This is a genomic window from Oscillibacter sp. (genome assembly GCF_028693505.1).
GTDB lineage: Bacteria > Bacillota > Clostridia > Oscillospirales > Oscillospiraceae > Oscillibacter.
Genome location: NZ_JAQUVF010000006.1, coordinates 42,672 through 58,988 on the forward strand (window position 1 = coordinate 42,672; position 16,317 = coordinate 58,988).

Below are 16,317 nucleotides of genomic sequence, written 5' to 3' on the forward strand. Positions count from 1 at the left end.
AATATCGATATTGTCAAGAGAAAACCTTGTATTTTTGGAATATCTATGCTATTGTGGACAAAAATAATGACAGGTAAGGAGAAATGGAACGATGACGATTTCCTTTCGGCCCAAGGGCGTTTGCTCGCAGGAAATGCAGGTGGAGGTGGACGACGGGGGCGTGATCCGCGACCTGCGGATTTTGGGCGGATGCAGCGGTAATTTACAGGGGATCGCGGCCTTGGTGCGGGATATGCCTGCTCAGGAGGCGATTCGCCGGTTGAAGGGGATCCGCTGTGGCTTTAAAAGCACCTCCTGCCCGGACCAGCTGGCACAGGGGCTGGAGAAAATTTTGAGCGAAGCGGGCAAAGCGTGAGAGAAACCGGCCTGCGCTGCGGCGCGGGCCGGTTTTGGTTTCAGTAGACAAATTACGGGAATAATGATACACTGAAAATACAACCGGGATGCCGGCAGAAAACCGGGGAAAGTGCGGTTACAGATATGAAAATCGTATTGGTCATCGACCAGTTTGACGACGCCAACAACGGCACCACCATCAGCGCCCGCCGATTTGCCACGGCGCTGAAGGAGCACGGCAACGAGGTGCGGGTCATTGCCACCGGCAAGCCTGCGGATTATAAATACGCCGTTCGGCAGATGCGCTTTTTCCCCATTGTGGAGCAGTTGATCACCAGTCAGGGAATGCGGCTTGCCATTCCCAACCGCCACGTGTTTGAAAAGGCGGCGGCTTGGGCGGACGTGGTGCATTTTATGATGCCCTCGCCGCTGGCGGTCATGGGGCTGCGACATGTGGAAAAGTTGGGCATCCCCCACACGGCGGCCTTCCACTGCCAGCCGGAGAATATCACCTTTACGCTCCACATGGGAAACAGCAAACGGGTGAATGATTTTGTGTATAACCGCTTTCGGGACACCTTTTTTAACCGCTTCACCCACATCCACTGCCCCAGCAATATGATTGCCGGGCAGCTGCGCCAGCATGGCTACACCGCCCAGCTCCACGTGATCTCCAACGGCATCAGCCCGCAGTACGTCTATGGGAAAGGCCCCAAGGAGGACTGGATGGCGGGCAAGTTCAATGTGCTGATGGTGGGCCGCTACGCGGGAGAAAAGAGACAGGACGTGCTGATCGAGGCCTGCTGCAAAAGCCGCTACGCCGCGCAGATTCAGCTGATTCTGGCAGGCAAGGGCCCGCTGGAGAAAAAATACCGCAATCTTGCCCAGAAACTGCCCAATCCCATCGTGATGGAGTTTTACGAGCCTTCCCGCCTGCTGGAGATTTTGCATATGGCGGATTTGTACGTGCACACCTCCGACGCCGAGATCGAGGCCATGAGCTGTATGGAGGCATTTGCCTGCGGCCTGGTGCCGGTCATCGCCAACTCGCCCCGCTCCGCAACGCCCCAGTTTGCATTGGATGAGCAGAGCCTGTTTCCCGCCGGGGACAGCGCGGCGTTGGCGGAACGGATCGACTGGTGGTTTGAGCATCCCGCAGAGCGCTCCGAGATGGAGCGCCGTTACGCCGAACACGCCAAAGCGTATGCGCTGGAAGCGTCTATCGAGCAGACGGAGGAAATGTTCCGTCTGGCAATTGCGGAACAGAAGCAAAAAAGAGATTAAAAAGTAGCCGCCGGGGAACCGGCGGCTGTTTTTGCGCATAGAATGGAGCAGCAATGCGAAAGCGGGATCATCCGAGTCCGTTTGCAGCGCGGTACGTCCTGCGGGACGGACTCGGATGGCCCTGGTTTGGCCAAGGAGGAAGAGACAATGGCTTATTCCGACCGGGAATTGCTGGCGCGTTTAATCCAGTGTGAGGCAGGAGGAGAAGGAGAAACCGGGATGAAGGCAGTGGCGGGTGTGGTCATGAACCGCGTCCATGCCAAGGGCGGGGAATATGCCCGGGTGGGCCAGGGCAGTATCCGCAACATCATCTTTCAGCCGTACCAATTCGTCTGCGCCAGTGAAACAGAACGCGGCGCCTACAATCCACAAAATATTTACAATATGCGGCCCGAACAAATCCACTACGATATCGCCGACTGGGCCATTGCGGGAAACCGGCTGCCGGACGTGGCGGAGTCCCTGTGGTTTTACAATCCCTTCGGCCCCAAGTGCCGGTCTCGCTTTCCGTCGGACGTGGGGTACTGGCAAACGAGAATCGGCGATCACTGCTTCTACAATCCGACCGATGCGTATTATAAGACTTAAAAAATGGAGAGGTGCATTATGATGAATTATCCGACCGGCGCAGCCGCCCGGTACGGGATGAGCGCAGGAAGCGCGGGGCAGGGAAATATGCCTGTCGCCCAGAATGGAGCCGGACAGGAGTGGGCCGGCGAGGTTACCTACCAGCCGCCCGGCTACAACACCAACGCGGTACCCGGCTTAGAGCCCGGCGTGACGCTCGGCTACAACACGAACACGATGCCCGGTCTGACGCCGGGCATGACGCCCATGGGGTTCCCCACGGGCCAGCCGATGCCGCAGCAGATGCCGGGAACAGGGGGGAGACAGACTTTGGAAATGTCCCCGAGCGTTCCGGATGAGACAGTGGAAAATCCCACCACCGTAGAAGAAGCGCATCTGGGCTCCCTGCGGGCGCTGCTGATGAAAAACCTGGGACACTACGTTGTTGCCACCTTCCTGGTCGGGACCCAGAGCCCGGTTTCCTGGGAGGGATTCCTCCACAGCGTGGGCAACGATTATCTGGTGATTTTCCAGCCGGATCAGGGCCGGTATATCACCGGCGATTTCTATTCCCTGAAATTCGTGGAGTTTCACGATACCGCCGGCGTCAAGCCCTCTTGCCCAGGCTATCGCCGCAGGGACGGCGTTCACATCTGGTAGTTGTCAAATTGCTCCCGGCGTGATAAAATCAACGCAAATGATTTGGCGCTGCGGGGAAGGTCCCGGCGCGGCAATCGATACAAAAGAGAGGAAGAGATTCCATGGATTTTGCAATGCTAGCCGCGCAGCGGTATTCCCTGCGCAAATTCAGCGACCGGCCCATTGAGCCGGAGAAGTTGGCAGTCGTGCTGGCGGCGGGCCACAACGCGCCCACCGCCCACAATAACCAGCCCCAGCGCATTTTCGTACTTCAAAGTCCGGAGGCGCTTGCAAAGGCCGACGCGTGCATGGACTCCCATTTCGCGCCGCCTATGATTCTGGTGGTGGCCTATGACCCCCAAAGCGCATGGAAACGGGAGGGAGACGGCAAGAACCACGGCGAGATCGACGCTGCCATCGCCTCTGCCCAGATGATGCTGCAAGCGGCGGATCTGGGACTGGGCACCACCTACGTGGGGATGTTCGACCCGGAAAAGCTGCTCTCGGCGTTCCCGGAAATGGCCGGGGTAATGCCTGTCGCCATGATCCCCATGGGCTATCCGGCGGAGGACGCCCGCCCCTCCCGGCTGCATCAAACCCGGATGCCGCTGGAGGAAATGGTCCGGTATCTGTGAAAAAAAGAGACTGCCGAAAGGCAGTCTCTTCAGCTTGTCGAAAAAGTCTCACAGAGTTTGCCGCCGGGGCGGCAAAAAAATTTAAATCCGTTTTCGACCGCGGCTTGTACGTGGGCGAAAACACTTTACGCGAAGCGAGCGTCGAATTGTCCGCCGAAAGCGGACCTATGAGGCGCGGAGCGTAGCGAAGCCATTTGTCGAAAAAGCCTATTGGCTTTTTCGACAGTCTCTTTTCCTTATCTTCTGCGTCCCCGGTATCCGCCGCTGCGCCCGCTCCCGACGCTGCGGCCGTACCGATAGCGCCGACGGCCCAGCAGCAGCTTCCACGCCAGCACAGCCACTGCCAGCACCAGCAAAACTGCCGCCGTGATCCGGACGGAGGTCCGGGAGAAAAACAGCTGCACATCCCGCCAAAAGACCAGCAGAGCGGAGGCTTCCACGTCATGCATGGCCAAAAGTTCCACGGAGGCGTATACTGTTCCGTCCTGACTAAGCTCCAGCGTGCCCAGCTTGTCCCCCTCCTTCACCGGCGCTTCCACCGGGTCCTGCATCACCACGGTGCGCTCCAGCTCCGCCGCGCCTAGATCCTTGGGCAGCAGGGCCTCCACATCCTCGGCGGGGTGGACGGTGACGTGGTCGATCTTGGAGAGGGAAACGGGGACCTCCTTGACCACCTCCGTGGCGCTTACGATGGTTTGATAGGAAAAATTCTCAAAGCCGTAGTTAAACATCCGGGTGGTCTCTGAAAAGCTGCGGATATTTCCCACGCCGTTTTCCTCCACCCGGTCCGCGCCCAAAATCACGCTAATGAAGGAGAGACTTCCCCGGGTGGCGGAGGAGACGAGACAGTGGCCCGCCTCGCTGGTGGACCCGGTTTTGATGCCGTGGGCCTCCTTGTTGCGATAGCCGATGACCCGCCAGCTGGAGAGGAGGTTGTTGGTGGTGTAAAGATGGCGCTCCGCGCTGAGGTTGGTGGCGGGAATCACGATATCCGCCGTGTCGCAGATGGGCAAAAATTCCGCGTGCTTCAGCGCGGCGCTGGTGATGAGATACAGGTCCCACGCGGAGGTGTAGTGCTGCGAATCGTGGAGCCCGTTGGGATTGACAAAGTGGGTGTTTTCGCAGCCAAGCTCCGCCGCCTTCGCGTTCATTTTCTCTACAAAGGCGCTCACACTGCCCGCAACGCCTTCGGCCAGAATGTCGCAGGCCTCGTTGGCGGAGACCACCAGCATACAGTAGAGAAGGTTGCGCACCGTCATGGTCTCGCCCACCTTAATGCCGGCGGAGCTGCCGTCGTCGGAAAGTCCCTCCAGCGCGGAGGCGGTGGCGGTGAGCTCCTGATCCAAGGAAAGCTGGCCCGCCTCCACAGCGTCCAGCACCAAAAGCGCGGTCATAATTTTGGTAAGACTTGCGGGGTAAAGCTCCTGGTGTTCATTTTTGCCATAGACGATCCCACCGGTGCCGGCATCCACCAAAAGCGCGGCCTTCGCCAGAATGTTGGGGTCCTCCACGGCGGCGGCGCTGGGGGCGGTCCACAGGCTGAAAAGCAGGCTTAGCAGCAAAAAAAGGGCAAAAAAGCGTCTTGTTTTCATATCTATCTCCCAAAGAGTATGGTATAATCTTTTTCAGAATTGTGTCAAAATAAATGGGCCGCATGCGGGCGGAATCTGCCGGGATGCGATGCCTCTTTACAGTATAACAAAAAAAAGGCGGGAGTTCAACCTTGAACGAGCGGAGAAGGGCCACGAAAACTGAGACAATCCTTTTGGGCATGACGGCACTCTTTTTGTGCATCCTGCTGGCCCTGTTTTTGCACGACCGAAAGGCGGCCGCCGCAGCCGCCGCGGTGGAGACGGACCAAACGGTGCCGCAGGAGATGATTTTGCCGGACGTTTCGCCCTTGGACCTGAATACCGCCACGGCTGAGGAGCTGGAGACCCTGCCCGGGATCGGACCGGCGCTGGCCAGCCGGATCGTTTCTTATCGCGCCAGCCACGGCCCTTTTGAAACGATCGAGGAGATCATGGAGGTGCCGGGAATCGGTCAGGGGAAATTTGAGGGACTGCGGGAGAGCGTGACAGTGGAGGAAGAGGGGACAACATGAAAATTCTGGTGGTGGACGACGAGCGGACGCTGGTCAAGGGCATGAAATTCAATCTGGAGAACGAGGGGTACGCGGTGGAGTGCGCCTATGACGGCGCTGCCGCCGTGGAGATGGCCCGCAGCGGCAGCTTCGATCTTCTGGTGCTGGACGTGATGATGCCGGAGGTGGACGGGCTGGAGGCGTGTATGCGCATCCGGGAGTTTTCCAATGTCCCCATCATCATGCTGACGGCAAAAAGCGAGGACGCCGACAAGCTGATGGGCTTTGAGTGCGGCGCGGACGATTATCTCACCAAGCCTTTCAACATTCTGGAGCTGAAGGCCCGGGTCCGGGCGCTGCTGCGCCGGGCCGCCGGCGTGCAGCGCGCCCAGGGCGATGTTCTGACGGCGGGGGATCTGTCGCTGGACACCCGGGAGCGGGTGGCGATCCGAGAGGGAAAGCTCGTGGAGCTTACCGCCAAGGAGTACGATCTTGTTGAGCTGCTGATGCGCAACCCCCGGCGGGTATACAGCCGGGAGAATTTGATGAATGTGGTGTGGGGATACACCTATGCCGGGGATTACCGCACCGTGGACGTCCACATCCGCCGTCTGCGGGAGAAGCTGGAGAAAAATCCGGCGGAGCCGGATCACATTATGACCAAGTGGGGAGTGGGGTACTATTTCAAGGGATAAGGGGTCTTATTTGGACAGCTTGCAGGCGAAATTCGGCTTGAGCTACATCCTCATCATCGCCGCCGTGCTGTTGCTGCTCAATACGTATCCGCTGCTGGTGTCGGAGGATCTGGTGTTTCGCTCCAAGGAAACCACCCTGCAAGCCAGCGTTTCCGTGATGGTCTATTCCCTGTCGGGGCTGGACCGCCTGAACGAAGAAAACGTGGCGGAGGCCATGGCAGTGGTGGAGGAGACGGGCCTTTCCCGTATTCTCGTGACCAACAGCTCCGGAAAGGTGCTCTACGATTCCCGGGAGACCGGGGGCGCTGTGGGGGAATACACCTTTTACACGGAAATTGTACAGGCGCTGCTTGGAAACGACGCGTTTCGCTGCGCGTTCCGGGACGGCGCGTTCCGCAGCCACGCCTCCTCCCCGGTGCTCTATCAAAACCGGATCATCGGCGCGGTGTACGCCTATGAATACGATACGGAGCAGGGCGCGCTGCTGGGCGGGTTGCAGGGGAATCTCATGCGGCTTTCCATGGGCGTGGGCGCGGTGGTGCTGGCGCTCAGCGGCCTTTTGTCCATGGCGCTGACGAAGAAGATCAGCGAGCTTCTCACGGCGATTCGGGAGGTGCGGGAGGGCGCATACAGCCACCGCACGGAAATTCGGGGCCGGGATGAGATCGCCCAGCTGGGACAGGAGTTCAACAGCCTGACCGACCGGCTTCAGACCACGGAGAATGCCCGGCGTCGGTTTGTGTCCGACGCCTCCCACGAGCTGAAAACGCCGCTGGCGGCCATTCGTCTGCTGACGGATTCCATTTTGCAAACGGAGAATATCGACCCCGCCATCACCCGGGAGTTTGTGTCGGATATCGGTGCGGAGGCGGAGCGGCTCACCCGCATCACAGAGGACCTGCTGCGGCTGACCAGGCTGGACAGCGGCGTTTTGGATACGCCCGTGGTGGTGGACGTGCTTCCGGTTTTGGAGCAGGTCATGCGGATGATGAGTCTGGTGGCCCACGAAAAGAAAATTGACCTCACCTACGTGGCCAGCGACGACTGCACGGTGCTGGCCACGCGGGACGAAATCCATCAGGTGATCTACAACCTGACGGATAACGCCATCAAATACTCCTCCGTGGGGGGCGCGGTGCAGGTGTCTCTTCGGCGGGAGCGGGGGCAGGTGGTATTGTCCGTGGAGGATAACGGCGCCGGCATTCCGGAAACCGATCTGCCCCGGATCTTCGAGCGGTTTTATCGGGTGGACAAGGCCCGTTCCCGGGAAGCCGGCGGAACCGGACTGGGACTTTCCATCGTCAGCAACACGGTGGAAAAGCGGGGCGGAACGGTGTCTGCCGCCAACCGGGCGGAGGGCGGCGCCGTGTTCACGGTTTGCTGGCCCGGCGTGGAAGGAGGGACGGCATGAAGCGGATCGCGCTGCTTTTGCTGTGTACCGCCATGATCCTTGGCGGCGGCTGCGCGGTAGTGGGCCGCAAACAGCAGGAGAATGCCTACGCACTTTATTTCCAAGAGGCGAATTTGACGGCTGCGGACAGCGGCGACGCGCTGCGGTCGGAATCCATCCTTCTGGGCGCGCAGGGCGCGGATACGCAGGCCCTGGCGGAAAAGCTGATGAGCGCGCTTTTGGAGGGTCCCGCGGACGAGACGCTGAAAAGCCCCATTCCCCTCGGTACACAGCTGCTGTCCGTGACGGTGGATCGAGGCAGGGCGGTGGTGGATCTGACCTTTCCCTACGCCGCGCTTTCCGACGTGGCGCTGACGCTGGCGGATTACGCCATCACGCTGACGCTGACACAGCTGCCGGAGATCCTGTCTGTTCAGATCACGGTCCGGGGGCAGGAGCTGGCCTATCGGGACAAGCAGGTCCTCACGGCGCAGGACGTGCTGCTCTCCCCCAAGGGGGATGTGGTGAGCACCGTGACGGCCACGCTGTATTTTCTGAATGAATACGGGTCCCTGTCGGCGGAAAACCGGGTGTTGGAGCTTTACGAGGGGGACACGCAGGTGGGCGCGGTGGCCAGGGCGCTGGAGAGCGGACCGGAGGAAAAGAATCACACAGACGCCCTGCCGGGTGGGTTCCGGGTGCGTTCCGTCTGGCTGGAGGAGAATACGTGCTACGTCAATTTGTCGTCGGCGCTGCTGGAAACCCTTTCGCCGGAGGCAAATCTGTCCGCCGCCATGCAGGCGCTGTGGCGGTCACTCTGCTCGCTGGACGCGGTGGAGGAGGTCCGGTTTCTGGTGGACGGCGAGTTTGCCCGGACCTACGGGACGGTCAATATCGCAAATCCCTACTCCAAATGACACGGGAAACGGGCGGGCAAAGCAACCCGCATTTTTAAGGTTTTAAGGTAAAGAAAAAAGAAAAAAGAGCCTGCCGTCTGCATGTGCAGACGGCAGGCCTTTTCTTTGTTGTATCGGTCCGGTCAGGCGGGTTCGCCGCCGGGAGGCGTCTCACCCTCAAACCAGAAATTCTTTGCCCGTACGATGCCGTTTTCCGGGAATTCCGCGCTTTGCAGCTCGTATCGATACCAGATGTGGTCGCCCACGTCCAGCAGCACCGCCCGGGGCGTTGCCTCCGCGGAGAAGTCTAGATAGCCCACGCCGTGCTCCATACGGACATAGTAGTGGGTGTTTCCGTCAATGACGGCGGTGCGGATTTCGGCAATCACGCCGTCCTCCACCCGACTTTCCGCGCTGGAGATATCCGCATCCCCCGCGCTGATCAGCCCGCTCTGGGCCAGCGCCCGGCGGTAGCTGCTCTCGCACTCCGCCACGGTCTGCCCGGTCTCCACGATCTGGTACTGCTGCACGTTGACCATGGCATACATCTTAACAAGGCCGTCCGCGCCCTTGAGGGAGAGAAAATAGGTAGGCTGGTCGGCAATGTTTAAAAGCAGCGGGAAGGTCGCCTGATAGTTCATCTGCTGCACCTTGCTCTGGGCGGAGGACATGGCGGAAAACTCCTCCGCGCCGGCAATGGAGTAAAAATGCGTCTCCTTGGTCCGCTGGTTGGAGAGGATGAAGCCGATGTTGGACTGGTCGGAGGTGACGGAGGTGACGCCGGTATACATATACACATCGTCGCCGATGGCGATATAGTTGTAGCCGTCGGTGGTGATGGTCACGTCCCGCTGACCGAACATGGAGTTTAAAAAGCCGTTGTGATACTGGCCGTAATAGTCATACTGCTGCACAATGATGTCGGCGGAGTATACCCGGTCCACCCAGCTGGGGACCTGCTCGTAATATTCACTCTCGCCGGTGATGGCGTTCACTAAAACCGCGCCGTTTACATCCATGCCGCCGAAAAGGCCGATGGTCTTGACAATGCGGGAGCAGACCCAGTAGGGCGTGCCCGTCTCGTCAATTTCAAACATGGGCTCGTCAAACATCATGGTGGGATAGTTGAAGCGCAGGTGGCGGTAAAGATTGCGCCCAAAGTGCTCCGCCACGGTGTACTTCATGCCCTCATCCAGACGGACCACCTCGGCCTCCTGCGTCACCATATCGATGATCACATAGGCGGGCAGACCCTGCGTGCGGTTGGTAAACCACTTGATGAGATCGCCGTAGCGCAGCGACGTGACCCGCACGGGGCGGCCCTGATAGTTGATTTGTGTGTAGGTGGGCAGAATCTCAAACTGGGAGACCATGTCCGCCAGCTCGCCCAGCTTCCGGGTGCCGAGGCGGGAGGCGGAGTCCGCGTCCAGCATGGGGATCTGGTCGTAGGAGATCTCCTCCACCTCTGTGGTGAAGTCGCCGGTTTGGATGGGCAGCATCTCACTGTAAGCGCCGGCCCGCAGCACCACCCACGAGCTGATGGCGCCGATGGCAATGGCGGCAATGAGTCCCAGCAGCACCACAAAGGGCACCACGCACTGCTTTTTGACAAAGCCCACATAGCCCTTGACGCCTTCCCCCTGAAAGCCGGAGGTCAGCACCGCGCACACGCAGTATACCGCGCACAGCAAAAAGGCGAATACATAGAATTCCTCGGCGTGGAGGTTGAGGGCGGGAAGCTCCAGATAGAAGTACACAAGACCCGCCGCCAGCGTCACGCCCAGATTGATGAGCGTGCGGGTAAACGCGTTGCCGATGGCCTTGCGGGGCTTCCGGGGCCTTTGCGGCTGCTGGGGAGGGACGGCGGAGCTGTCTTTGCCGGGGAAGCCGCCGGGGTTGAAACCGCCGCCGAAGGCATTGGGGTCAAACCCGCCGAAGTTGAATGAGAACGGCATGGAAAATGCTCCTTTCTGTGGGGGGAAAAATTGATAACACTACCACTATACAGGATAAATATGAACAAATCAAGGCGATATTCCGAAAGGAAAACGTTTCGCTGAAACAAAACCAACCGCCGGAGAGCACACGTAGGCGCCCTCCGGCGGTGGATTCGCAAAGAAAAAAATCATTTGGTAATCAGCAGCTTGTTGTTTTCCATGAACAGCTTTGCCGTGTCGCCCTCTTTTAAGGTGCCGTCCAGCATTCGTTCCGCAACGGCGTCCTCCACCATGCTCTGGATGGCCCGGCGCAGGGGACGGGCGCCGTATTTCGGGTCAAAGCCCTCCTTGGCAAGCGCGGCAACGGCCTCCTCGCCGGCATCCAGATGAATGCCCATGGCCTCCATCCGGGCGGAGACGGTTTTCAGCATCCGGCGGGCCACCTCCTGAATGTCTGCCTCCGTCAGAGCGCGGAATACGATGATGTCGTCGATACGGTTCAAAAACTCAGGACGGAAGGTTTGGTGCAGCTCCGCGAGGACCGTTTCCTTGGCCCGGGCGAAGCGCTTTTCGGCGTCCGATTCGATGTGCTCGTCCGCAGAGAAGCCCAGCTTCGCGCCCGCGGCGGTCAGGGTCTTGGCGCCGAGGTTGCTGGTCATGACGATGACCGTGTTTTTGAAATCGATCATCCGCCCCTGAGAATCGGTGATCCGGCCGTCGTCCAAAATCTGGAGCAGCACGTTCCACACATCCTCGTGGGCCTTTTCAATTTCGTCAAACAGCACCACGGAATAGGGCTTGCGCCGGACCTTCTCCGTCAGCTGTCCGCCCTCGTCATAGCCCACATAGCCCGGGGGAGAGCCGATGAGGCGGGAGACGGTGTGCCGCTCCATATATTCGGACATGTCAATGCGGATCATGGTGCTCTCGTCGCCGAACATGGCCTCCGCCAGAGATTTGCAAAGCTCCGTCTTGCCCACGCCCGTGGGTCCGAGAAAAAGGAAGGAGCCGATGGGGCGCTTGGGGTCCTTCAAGCCCACCCGGCCCCGGCGGATGGCCCGGGCCACGGCGGTCACGGCTTCGTCCTGCCCCACCACACGCGCATGGAGGGTGTCCTCCATGTGCAAAAGCCGCGCGCCCTCATCCTCCGTGAGACGGGTGACGGGGATGCCTGTCCAGCCGGACACCACGGCGGCGATATCCTCCGCGGTGACAGGGCGGTGCCTGGCGTTGTTTTTGCGGCGTTTGCTGCGCTCCTGCTCCGCCTGATCCTGATAGTTTCGCTCGATATCCCGCAGCTGGGCGGCAGTTTCATAGTCCTGCCGGGCGATGGCCTCGTCCTTGTCCTTTGTGAGCGATGCGATCTTTTCCTCCAGACTCTTCAGCTCCGGGGAGATCTCCTCCACCTCCATGCGGACCCGGCTGGCGGCCTCGTCCATCAAATCGATGGCCTTATCCGGCAGGAAACGGTCGTTGATATAGCGGCTGGAGAGCGTCACGGCGGCGGAGAGGGCCTCGTCGGTGATTTGCAGCTTGTGATGCTGCTCGTACCGCTCCCGCAGACCCTTCAAAATCTCCAGAGACGCCTCCTGACTGGGTTCGCCCACCTGCACGGGCTGGAAGCGCCGCTCCAGCGCCGCGTCCTTTTCGATATACTTGCGATATTCGTTCAGCGTGGTGGCCCCCACGACCTGAATTTCGCCCCGGCCGAGGGCGGGCTTGATGATGTTGGCGGCGTCCACCGCGCCCTCGGCGGAGCCGGCGCCCACAATGGTGTGCAGCTCATCAATAAAGAGAATCACGTCGCCGCAGCGCCGGACCTCCTCCAAAACTTTTTTGATCCGCTCTTCAAATTCGCCCCGGTACTTGGTGCCTGCCACCATGCCGGAGAGGTCCAGGGACAAAATGCGCTTATCCAGCAGCTCGTCGGGCACGTCGCCCAGAACGATTTTCTGGGCCAGACCCTCCGCGATGGCGGTCTTGCCAACGCCCGGCTCGCCGATGAGGCAGGGGTTGTTTTTCGTGCGGCGGGAGAGAATTTGAATGACTCGCTGAATTTCGCGCTCCCGCCCGATCACGGGGTCCAGCTTGCCGGCGCGGGCGTCGGCGGTGAGGTCCCGGGTGAATTCCCGCAGGGTCTTGGTTTTCCCGCTGTCCTCCTTGACGGCGGGGTTTGCTTTGGCCTCCGCCGCCTTGCCCCGGGGCGTCTCATTCAGCTTTTGCATGAGGGCGGTGTACAGGCGGCGGCCGTCGATCCCGGCGGTGCGCAGAATGCGCACGGCCATGTTGTTGCCCTCCCGCAAAAGGCCCGCCAGCAGATGCTCTGTGCCCACATAGTTGTACCCGCCCCGAAGGGAATCCTCCATGGCGATCTCCACCACCCGCTTGGCCCGGGGGGTGAGACCCTGGGCCGGGTTGCTGCCGGGCAGTCCCGCGCCCACGCTTTTTTTGATGATCTCCACGATCATCTCATCGGTGAGACCTGCCTCGGTGAGAACGGTATGGGCCATGCCGTCCCCCTCCCGGGCTAATCCCAGCAGCAGATGCTCCGTGCCCACGTATCCGTGGCCCAGCTCGCCCGCCGCCTCCTGAGAAAGCCGCAGGGCTTCCTCGGCTCTGGGGGTGAATTTATTTTCATTCATGTGCGTCGCCTTCTTTCTCACTGGTACAGGAAGGAGGAGCGCTTACGCGCGCTCTTTCTTCTCCTTGTGCTGCGCCTCCAGCTGGTGAATCTCGTCCCGCAGCTTGGCGGCCTGTTCAAAATTTTCGGTATGGACGGCCTTCTTCATCTCCAGCCGCAGCGCGTTAAGCTCTCGCAGGTAGGAAAAGCGGCTTTGCTCTTGTGCGTCCACCAGATCGGCGGAGTCTGTTTGCTCGGCCTGCTCCGCCTCCTTCTCCGCGCCAAGGGCGGGCATGTCGGCGAAGAAATCGTCAAAGGGGTCCTCCAGCAGCCAGCCCTTCCGGGCGGAGAGGAGCGGCTGGGGGGAGAAGAAATTTTCCAGAAAGCCGCCGCCGAAAAAGCGGTCCCCAAAGAAATTTTCCATCATGCGCCGACTCTGGGCCGCAACGCGCTGGGTTAAACCCAGCTTTTCCGCGCATTCGCTGCAAAGATGTTTTTCCGTGACCTTTCCGTTGATGTTGCTCTGATAAAGAAAGGTAACTTCATTCTTGCCACAATTCTCGCATTTCATAATCAAAAACCTCCTGTATCCGCATATAAATGTGAACTGAATTCAATGGGCCGTTTCCTCAGAGGATCTGAAGGATCAGCACCTGCTTGAGGATGTCGGCACGGACGCCGTCTCGAAGCGCCCGGGGCACGGCCCTCAGCGCCCGGTCGCCCACGGCGGCCAGCAGCGCCTGCCCAATCTCCGGCGTCAGTGCGCCGGACTGCACCAGATTCTCCAGAATCGCCCGGACCGACTTGAGGTCCACCCCATCCCCCAGCGAGTTGATGACGTGCATCATCAGCATCTGCCGGTCCATCCGGACCCGGGTGATGCGGATGTACCCGTTGCCGCCCCTGCGGCTTTCCACCGCGTAGCCCCGCTCGGGAGAAAAGCGTGTGGACATCACATAGTTGATCTGGCTGGGCACGCAGTTGAAACGCTGGGCCAAATCGCTGCGCTGAACCTCCAGCACGCCGTCCTCCGCCGTCTCCAGACCGCTCTGGAGAAAGTCGGCGATCAAATCCGAAATTCCCACCGGTCGACCATCCCTTTCTATAAAAATCAAATTGACTTTGACTTTCCTTAACCTTCGTTCTGACGCCAGTATAGCACGGCCTTCCGGAAAGTCAAGAGGTACTTTTTGACTTTCTTTGACCAATATGAAAACAATTTGTGAACGGGATTACGAAGCTTTCCGAGGGCTTCGCTATTTTTTTAAAGGGAATGGCTTGCTTTTTTCAAATTGTATGGTACAATGAAAAACACAAATCTTATGGAGGTGCTTCCCATGGCTTATAAAATTACTTCTGCCTGCGTGAGCTGTGGCTCCTGCGCGGACGCTTGCCCCGCCGGTGCTATCAGCCAGGGTGATGACCTGTACGTCATCGATGCTGCCGCTTGCCTGGACTGCGGTTCTTGCTGCGACACTTGCCCCAACGGCGCCATCGTTCCCGAGGAATAATTTCAGAGGGATACATAAACACACCGTAAGCTCTGCTTGCGGTGTGTTTTGTTTTCGACTATAATAGCATCAGTTGACAAAGAAAAACCGTGGAGACCCTCGTCAACCGAGGGTCCCTGCGAAACGGTAAAACATCCAACAGCCGGGAAGGGGGCGAGCGCGACGGAGCACTGGGAATTTTTAAAGCCCGACGGGTATCGGTTTGTCTATGACGACACGCTGTTCCGTCCGGGCACGGACACCTTTTTGCTCTCCTCGCTGCCCCGGCTGCGGCCGGGTCTGCGGGTGTGCGATTTGGGCTGCGGCACCGGCCTTTTGTGTTTGCTGCTGTTGCAGCGGGAAAAGGCGCTGCGCGTCACCGGGGTGGAGGTGCAGGGCGCGGCGGTTTCCCTTGCGGAGCGGGCCGCCGAAAAAAATGGTCTCACGGACCGACTTTCCTTTTTTCAGGGCGATCTGAGGGCGGCCCCACTTACAGCGGGCGCTTTCGATCTGGTGGTGTGCAATCCGCCCTATTATCCCGTGGGCAGCGGGCGTCTTTCGCAAGCGGACGCGCTGCGCACGGCCCGATCGGAGCTTCACTGCACGCTGGAGGAGGTGGGGAAGGCGGCGGCACGGCTTCTCCGCTGGGGCGGGAGCTTTTGCCTTTGTCACAAGCCGGAGCGGCTTTGCGACGTGCTTTGCACCCTGCGCCAGGCCGGACTGGAACCTAAGCGGCTCCGCTTTGTCGCAAAGACCTCGGGCGCCGCGCCGTCGCTACTTTTGGTGGAGGGACGCCGGGGCGGAAAGCCGGGACTGACGGTGGAACCACCGTTGCTTTTGCAGACGCCAGAGGGCCTTCCCACGGCGGAACTGGACGCCATTTATTTTCGAACACAGGAGGACGCGCTATGAGCGGTACACTGTATCTGGTTGCCACCCCCATCGGCAATCTGGGGGATTTTTCCATGCGGGCTGTGGAAACGCTGAAGAGCGTGGATTTTATCGCGGCGGAGGATACCCGGGTCTCCGTGAAGCTTTTAAACCATTTTGCCATCAAGCAGCCCATGGTGAGCTATCACGAGCATAACCATGTCTCCGCGGGGCAAAGCATCCTCGAGCGCTTGCTGGCGGGGGAATCCTGCGCGCTGGTGACGGACGCCGGGACGCCTGCCGTCTCGGACCCCGGAGAGGATTTGGTGCGCCTGTGCGCGGAAAACGGCGTGGAGGTGCTGTCCATCCCCGGTTGCTGCGCGGCGGTGAATGCGCTGGCGGTCAGCGGCCTGCCCACGGGCCGGTTTACCTTCGAGGGGTTTTTGACGGTCAATAAAAAGAGCCGGCGGGAGCATCTGGATTCCTTGAAAAACGAGGAGCGCACCATGCTCTTCCATGAGGCGCCCCACAAGCTGAAAACCACCTTGGAGGACCTGCTTTCAGCCTTTGGGCCGGAGCGGCGGATCGCCCTTTGCCGGGAGCTGACCAAGCTCCACGAGACCACCCTGCGCTGTACGCTGGGCGAGGCCGTGGACTACTACGCCGAAAACGCGCCCAAGGGGGAATATGTGCTGGTGGTAGCCGGGGCGGAAAAGCAGCAGGAGACCGTGGTCACGCTGGAGGACGCGGTGGCGCAGGTGCTGTCCCTCAAGGAGCAGGGGTATCGCCTCAAGGACGCGGCCAAGGAGGTGGCGGAGCACACCGGACTTTCCAAAAACGAGCTGTACGCCGCCGCACTGGAAACATAACACATC

The 16,317-nt window shown here is 59.9% G+C and carries 17 protein-coding genes; 12 read left to right on the top strand and 5 right to left on the bottom strand.

Translation table 11 applies throughout. The features are described from left to right. Positions 1 to 91 precede the first annotated feature (91 nt). The 5 genes from PHI30_RS02960 (at position 92) to PHI30_RS02980 (ending at position 3,461) form a co-directional block, all read left to right on the top strand. Positions 92 to 355 (top strand): TIGR03905 family TSCPD domain-containing protein, encoded by a 264-nt coding sequence (locus PHI30_RS02960; protein ID WP_300023685.1) that lies wholly within the window; start codon positions 92 to 94, stop codon positions 353 to 355. A 125-nt stretch (positions 356 to 480) separates the two neighbouring features. Further along, positions 481 to 1,620: a glycosyltransferase gene (locus tag PHI30_RS02965; RefSeq protein WP_300023688.1), complete on the top strand. Its 1,140-nt coding sequence runs from the start codon at positions 481 to 483 to the stop codon at positions 1,618 to 1,620. Positions 1,621 to 1,767: 147 nt separating this feature from the next. After that, a complete protein-coding gene (locus tag PHI30_RS02970; RefSeq protein ID WP_300023691.1) occupies positions 1,768 to 2,208 on the top strand; it encodes a cell wall hydrolase in 441 nt (146 codons plus the stop codon). Between the two features lie 18 nt (positions 2,209 to 2,226). Further along, complete coding sequence (locus PHI30_RS02975; RefSeq protein ID WP_300023694.1) at positions 2,227 to 2,847, top strand: hypothetical protein; 621 nt, start codon at positions 2,227 to 2,229, stop codon at positions 2,845 to 2,847. 101 nt (positions 2,848 to 2,948) lie between these two features. Then, positions 2,949 to 3,461 (top strand): nitroreductase family protein, encoded by a 513-nt coding sequence (locus PHI30_RS02980; RefSeq protein WP_300023697.1) that lies wholly within the window; start codon positions 2,949 to 2,951, stop codon positions 3,459 to 3,461. A 236-nt stretch (positions 3,462 to 3,697) separates the two neighbouring features. Here the strand turns inward: PHI30_RS02980 and PHI30_RS02985 are convergent, their stop codons facing one another. Continuing rightward, complete coding sequence (locus tag PHI30_RS02985) at positions 3,698 to 5,053, bottom strand: D-alanyl-D-alanine carboxypeptidase family protein (RefSeq protein ID WP_300023699.1); 1,356 nt, start codon at positions 5,051 to 5,053, stop codon at positions 3,698 to 3,700. A gap of 131 nt (positions 5,054 to 5,184) precedes the next feature. On the opposite strand from PHI30_RS02985, the gene PHI30_RS02990 reads away from it, so the two are divergent. From PHI30_RS02990 to PHI30_RS03005, 4 genes are read left to right on the top strand one after another with little or no spacing between them, the layout of a single operon-like run. Further along, complete coding sequence (locus tag PHI30_RS02990) at positions 5,185 to 5,565, top strand: helix-hairpin-helix domain-containing protein (protein ID WP_300023702.1); 381 nt, start codon at positions 5,185 to 5,187, stop codon at positions 5,563 to 5,565. After that, complete coding sequence (locus tag PHI30_RS02995; RefSeq protein WP_300023705.1) at positions 5,562 to 6,239, top strand: response regulator transcription factor; 678 nt, start codon at positions 5,562 to 5,564, stop codon at positions 6,237 to 6,239. Before PHI30_RS02990 ends, PHI30_RS02995 begins: the two co-directional genes overlap by 4 nt. Before the next feature lie 10 nt (positions 6,240 to 6,249). After that, positions 6,250 to 7,650 carry a HAMP domain-containing sensor histidine kinase gene (locus tag PHI30_RS03000; RefSeq protein WP_300023708.1) on the top strand — a complete coding sequence of 467 codons (1,401 nt, stop codon included), beginning with the start codon at positions 6,250 to 6,252 and terminating at the stop codon, positions 7,648 to 7,650. Then, a complete protein-coding gene (locus PHI30_RS03005; protein WP_300023710.1) occupies positions 7,647 to 8,546 on the top strand; it encodes a GerMN domain-containing protein in 900 nt (299 codons plus the stop codon). Before PHI30_RS03000 ends, PHI30_RS03005 begins: the two co-directional genes overlap by 4 nt. A 122-nt stretch (positions 8,547 to 8,668) precedes the next feature. Here the strand turns inward: PHI30_RS03005 and PHI30_RS03010 are convergent, their stop codons facing one another. The 4 genes from PHI30_RS03010 to PHI30_RS03025 all read right to left on the bottom strand — a co-directional run bounded on the left by PHI30_RS03010 (position 8,669) and on the right by PHI30_RS03025 (position 14,167). Next, positions 8,669 to 10,480 carry a CvpA family protein gene (locus PHI30_RS03010; RefSeq protein WP_300023712.1) on the bottom strand — a complete coding sequence of 604 codons (1,812 nt, stop codon included), beginning with the start codon at positions 10,478 to 10,480 and terminating at the stop codon, positions 8,669 to 8,671. A gap of 170 nt (positions 10,481 to 10,650) precedes the next feature. Next, positions 10,651 to 13,104, bottom strand: a complete 2,454-nt coding sequence (locus PHI30_RS03015) for an ATP-dependent Clp protease ATP-binding subunit (protein ID WP_300023715.1) — start codon at positions 13,102 to 13,104, stop codon at positions 10,651 to 10,653. A 42-nt stretch (positions 13,105 to 13,146) separates the two neighbouring features. Next, positions 13,147 to 13,653 carry a UvrB/UvrC motif-containing protein gene (locus PHI30_RS03020; protein ID WP_300023717.1) on the bottom strand — a complete coding sequence of 169 codons (507 nt, stop codon included), beginning with the start codon at positions 13,651 to 13,653 and terminating at the stop codon, positions 13,147 to 13,149. A gap of 58 nt (positions 13,654 to 13,711) precedes the next feature. Next, positions 13,712 to 14,167 carry a CtsR family transcriptional regulator gene (locus PHI30_RS03025; protein WP_300023720.1) on the bottom strand — a complete coding sequence of 152 codons (456 nt, stop codon included), beginning with the start codon at positions 14,165 to 14,167 and terminating at the stop codon, positions 13,712 to 13,714. A gap of 252 nt (positions 14,168 to 14,419) precedes the next feature. Here PHI30_RS03025 and PHI30_RS03030 point away from each other — a divergent pair, with 252 nt between their 5' ends. From PHI30_RS03030 to rsmI, 3 genes are read left to right on the top strand one after another with little or no spacing between them, the layout of a single operon-like run. Continuing rightward, entirely contained in the window at positions 14,420 to 14,593 is a 174-nt protein-coding gene (locus PHI30_RS03030) for a DUF362 domain-containing protein (protein WP_300023723.1), read from the top strand. Between the two features lie 48 nt (positions 14,594 to 14,641). After that, on the top strand, positions 14,642 to 15,484 hold the full coding sequence (locus PHI30_RS03035) for a methyltransferase (protein WP_300023726.1): 843 nt from the start codon (positions 14,642 to 14,644) through the stop codon (positions 15,482 to 15,484). Beyond that, complete coding sequence (gene rsmI, locus PHI30_RS03040; protein WP_300023729.1) at positions 15,481 to 16,311, top strand: 16S rRNA (cytidine(1402)-2'-O)-methyltransferase; 831 nt, start codon at positions 15,481 to 15,483, stop codon at positions 16,309 to 16,311. The genes PHI30_RS03035 and rsmI overlap by 4 nt, the downstream gene beginning before the upstream one ends. Positions 16,312 to 16,317 lie beyond the last annotated feature (6 nt).